Origin of the sequence: Aromatoleum toluolicum (assembly GCF_012911005.2) — a bacterium.
Taxonomy (GTDB): domain Bacteria; phylum Pseudomonadota; class Gammaproteobacteria; order Burkholderiales; family Rhodocyclaceae; genus Aromatoleum; species Aromatoleum toluolicum.
The window spans coordinates 1-4,012 of record NZ_WTVS01000150.1 but is presented as its reverse complement, the minus strand read 5'-3'; the positions used below and the strand labels follow the sequence as shown (position 1 = coordinate 4,012).

Genomic DNA, 4,012 nt, shown 5'->3' with positions numbered 1-4,012 from the left:
CCCCCCCGGGCCACACCCCCCAGCCTGGGGCAAGCGCCCCATTCAGAATTTCTGCATCACATCCACTTTCGCCGCGCTGCGCAGCTTCTGCAGCGCGCCCTGCCCGGCCTCGGCCCGCCGGCTCACGACGAGGTACTCGCGCACCTGCCGCTTCGCCTCGGCCTCGGGCATGCCCTCGGGTGCCGGCTCCTGTGCCAGCGTACGCTTGACGTCCTCGTCGCTGACCTCGGGTGTGCCGGCGAGCTCCTGCAGGGCGCGGCTCGCTGCCAGCTCGTGGCGCAGATATTCGGCGTAGGTGGCGTCGTTGAAGCCGGCGTCGCGCACGCGGCGCTCGTACGCTTCGCGTGTAGCGAAGCCCGCCTCGATGCCTTTGCGCGCCTGCTCCACGGCGGCGTCGTCGACCTTCACGCCGCGCCGCTGCGACTCCTGCCACAGCAGCTCCTTGTCGATCAGCTGCTCCAGCGCTTCGCGCTTCAGGCGCTTGAACACTTCGGGATTGCGGATCGCGGCGACGTTGCGCGCCTGCAGCTTGAGATAGTCCTCGAAGTGGCGTTCGAGGCGGAATACGGAGATCTCCGCGCCGTTTACACGCGCGGCGACGCCGACCTCCTGCGCGGCGGCCGGCGTCGGCAACGCGAGGGTGCAGACCAGGCACAGGGCCGCCGCCCCGAGCCGCAGACCGCGCAGCACGTGGCGCGCGGTCCCTCCTCTCCTCTCCTGCGCCGTGGCGGCGCGCCTGCCTTGTGCCTGGTCTGTCCTCACACCCTGTTCCTCCTAACGATAGCCCATCGCCTCACTCCTGCACCGTGTCGAGGCGCACGTAGCGGCCGGTGGGGCGGAAGACGCGCTTCTGCGCATCCACGCCGACAATGTGGGCGCCGGGTGCGCCGATGCGCTGCCCCGGGCCGAAACCGATGGCGGGCGTCACGCCCGTCTGGAAGCCGTGCATGTTTTCCAGCGCGGCGACGAACTTGTCGCGGCTGGCGTCGCGCCCGGCGCGCTTGAAGCCTTCCACCATCACCAGCGCAGCGGCATAGGCGCCGACCTGGAAGGCGGGGTGGCGATCGCCCGCGCCGCTGCGTTCGCGCACCGCGCGCAGCGCCCCCGCGCCCTGCGGGCTCCAGTCCTGCGGCAGGGTCGGATAGGCGATGAACACGCGCTCGGCCTGCGGCGGCGCAAGCTCCAGCGCGGACGCGCCGACCTGGTTGGCGGCCGCGAACATCCACGGCGGCGACTTCTGCAGCGGCGCCTGCGCGGCGAGCGCGCCGAAGTCCGCGTCGCGGCCGATGAAGAACACCGCCTTCGCCCCCTGCCCGGCCACGGCCGTACCCACGCCGGCCGCGTCGAACGCGCCGGGCACGTAGGCATAGGCGCGCACCTGCGACCAGCCGCGGCGCGCGAGGCGCTCGGCGAGTGCGCTGGCGATGGCGCCACTGCGGGCTTCGTCCGGATGCACGATCGCGGCGGGCGGATTCGTCAGCTTGAGCGCCGTGGCGGCATATTCGCCGAGCGCGCCGAGCTGCTCGCCAAGACCGGGCAGGGGGTCGAACACGTAACGGCCGCCGCTGCCGGTGAGATGGGCGAGCGGACCGACCATGGGCATGCGCGCGGCGTCGGCGAGCTCGCCGAGCCGCCCGTCGAGCGCCGGCACCAGCGGCGCGACGACGGCAAACACTTTCTCCTGCTCCACCAGGCGGCGCAGCGCCGCCTCGGCACCCGCCGCGTCCACGCCGGGATCGGCGACCACCAGCTCGACGCGCCGGCCGTGCACGCCGCCGCCGGCATTCACGGCATCGAAGGTGCCCCGCAGGATCGCTGTGACGCTCTTGCCGAGCTCCGCCAGCGGCCCCGTCGCCGGCTGCAGCGTGCCGACGCGCACGCTGTCCGCCTGCAGCCCCGGATCGCCGTCGTCTTCGAGGCGCTTCAGGTAGGCCGTCAGATCCTCGACGTCGCGCGCGGACATCGTGAAGCGCGGCATCGCGGGGTCGAGCCGGTTGCCGCCCGCATCGACCCCGGTGGTGATGGCGCGCGCGAAGCTCGCGGCGTCGTAGGCCGGCCGTTCGCGCCCGTTTTCCAGACGCTGGCCGTAAGAGAGGGCAAGCCGCCGCCAGGTGATGTCGGGCGGGCGCACGCCCCCCTCGCGCCGCCCGCGGCCATCAGCGCCGTGGCAATTGGCACACGGCACCACCGTTGCCGGTATTGCCGTGTCCGCGCCACCGACGCGGGCCGCTATGCTGCTGCCGGAGGCGCTGCGGCCCTCGAGGAAGATCTGCTTTCCGGCCTGTTCGGAAGCAGTCAGCTCGATTGCGGCCACAGGCCCCGCGACGCACATCAGCGCGGCCATCACACCCGACCACCTTGAGAGGCGGCGGCTTGCCATGATCATCACCGTCCCGCGCTCACCTTGGCGACCGGCTCGGTGAGCACCTTCAGGCGCTCGGCGATCGCCGGCGGCGGCGCGTCGGGACGGATCTTGTTCCAGCGCTTGGTCGCGACGTCGCCGGCGATCAGCAGCGTGGAATGCTCCTCGGCGCTGTTGCCGAGCTGGCCGAGGCGGCTCAGCACGAAATCGACCTTGGCCTTGTCGCCGGTGAGGAAGGTCCAGTTCGGGTTGTCGGCCTCGTTCTTCGCCGCGAAGGCCTTCAGCGAAGCCGGCGTGTCGTTCAGCGGATCGCTGCTGATCGAGATGAAATGCACCTTGCGCGCGGCCTCCTCGCCCAGCGCGTCGCGCACCTCCTTGAGCTTGCGCGTGATCAGCGGGCAGGCGTCCTTGCAGTTGGTGTAGACCACGTTGAGCATCACCACGCGGTCCTTCAGCACGTCGCTGTAGAACTGCAGCTTGCGCCCGTTCTGGTCGACCAGCTCGGTGTCGGTGAAGTAGGCGCGCGCGTCGTGGGTGCCGCCGCCGGTGGCCGGGGGCGTCACGACCTGCGCGGCCGGTTGCGCGGAGGCGGCCGCCGGGGCGGCGCCATGCTTGTCGCCATGCTCGGCTTGCTTGTCGACATGCCCTTCGGTGTGCTGCTTGCCATGCGCGAAGGCACCCGGCGCGACGGCGAGGGTGAGGACCTGCGCGAGGGCGGCGAGCGATGCAAGGAGGACGGTGCGGCGTGCTGCGTTCATGCGCTTACTCCCGGGTTGCGGCACGCGCCGCGATGAGCGATTCGACTTGCGCGACCAGCATCGCGGGGTCCGCGAAGCCGTAGAAGCGCGTCCATTTGCCGCTGCGGCCGTCGCCGACCATCATCACGACGGGGTGGTCCTCGAAGTTCGGCGTCCACGTGCCCATGCCCTTGAGCGTGTCGTTGACCGCCGTGGTGCTGCCGGTGAGCCACGACCACCCCGCACCCGCCCCGCGGGAACGCGCGTAGTCGCGCAGGCGGGTGGGGGTGTCGCGGACCGGATCGACGGTGAGCGAGACCAGCGCGACCTCGCGCCCCACCCGCCCGCCGAGCATCTGCTGCACTTCGCCCATGATCGCGGAGACCACCGGGCACACCGTCGTGCAGCTCGTGTAGACGAAGTCCATCACGACGATGCGGTCGCCGATCACGTCGGCCTTGAGGCTGCGTTCGCGGCTGTTCTGGTCGAGCAGCTTCACGTCGGGGAAACGCACCACGACGTCCTCGGGCAGCTTCACGTCGTCGTTGGCGTGGCTGGCGTGATTCGCATGATTCGCGTGCCCCGCATGACGGGCGTGGGCATCGGCCGCGGCGAGCTGCGTCGCCGGCGGCTTCATCGCGTGTTCGGAATGCGCCCGCGCCAGGCCCGGCACGATGATGCTCGCGGCCACCGTCACCGCCAGCGCGATCAGGCTGGCGCGCATGATGCGGGTCCTGCGATCGCGCTTCATGTTCCTTGCTCCCTTCTTCATCGCAACCTCCACACTTGATCCTGATTGCCTCTGCAACCTGACACCGTTCGGGCACTGGGTCCCTCCCCCTTCAAGGGGGAGGTCAGGAGGGGGATGGGTTTCCGGCGGTCCTGCCGCGAATGCCGAAACCCATCCCCACCC

Annotated in this window: 4 protein-coding genes; all 4 read right to left on the bottom strand. The window is 71.0% G+C overall.

The features are described 5' to 3' along the window. Nucleotides 1–42: 42 nt before the first annotated feature. The 4 genes from GPA27_RS27925 to GPA27_RS27910 are packed head-to-tail and all read right to left on the bottom strand — an operon-like array spanning nt 43 to nt 3,871. A complete protein-coding gene (locus GPA27_RS27925) occupies nt 43–762 on the bottom strand; it encodes a SurA N-terminal domain-containing protein (protein ID WP_169143668.1) in 720 nt (239 codons plus the stop codon). A gap of 31 nt (nt 763–793) precedes the next feature. After that, on the bottom strand, nt 794–2,380 hold the full coding sequence (locus GPA27_RS27920) for an ABC transporter substrate-binding protein (protein ID WP_246261533.1): 1,587 nt from the start codon (nt 2,378–2,380) through the stop codon (nt 794–796). Between the two features lie 5 nt (nt 2,381–2,385). After that, the gene (locus tag GPA27_RS27915; RefSeq protein ID WP_169143667.1) at nt 2,386–3,120 is read right to left on the bottom strand and encodes an SCO family protein; all 735 of its coding nucleotides are present in this window, start codon (nt 3,118–3,120) and stop codon (nt 2,386–2,388) included. A 4-nt stretch (nt 3,121–3,124) separates the two neighbouring features. After that, nucleotides 3,125–3,871: an SCO family protein gene (locus tag GPA27_RS27910; RefSeq protein WP_246261532.1), complete on the bottom strand. Its 747-nt coding sequence runs from the start codon at nt 3,869–3,871 to the stop codon at nt 3,125–3,127. Nucleotides 3,872–4,012: the final 141 nt, after the last annotated feature.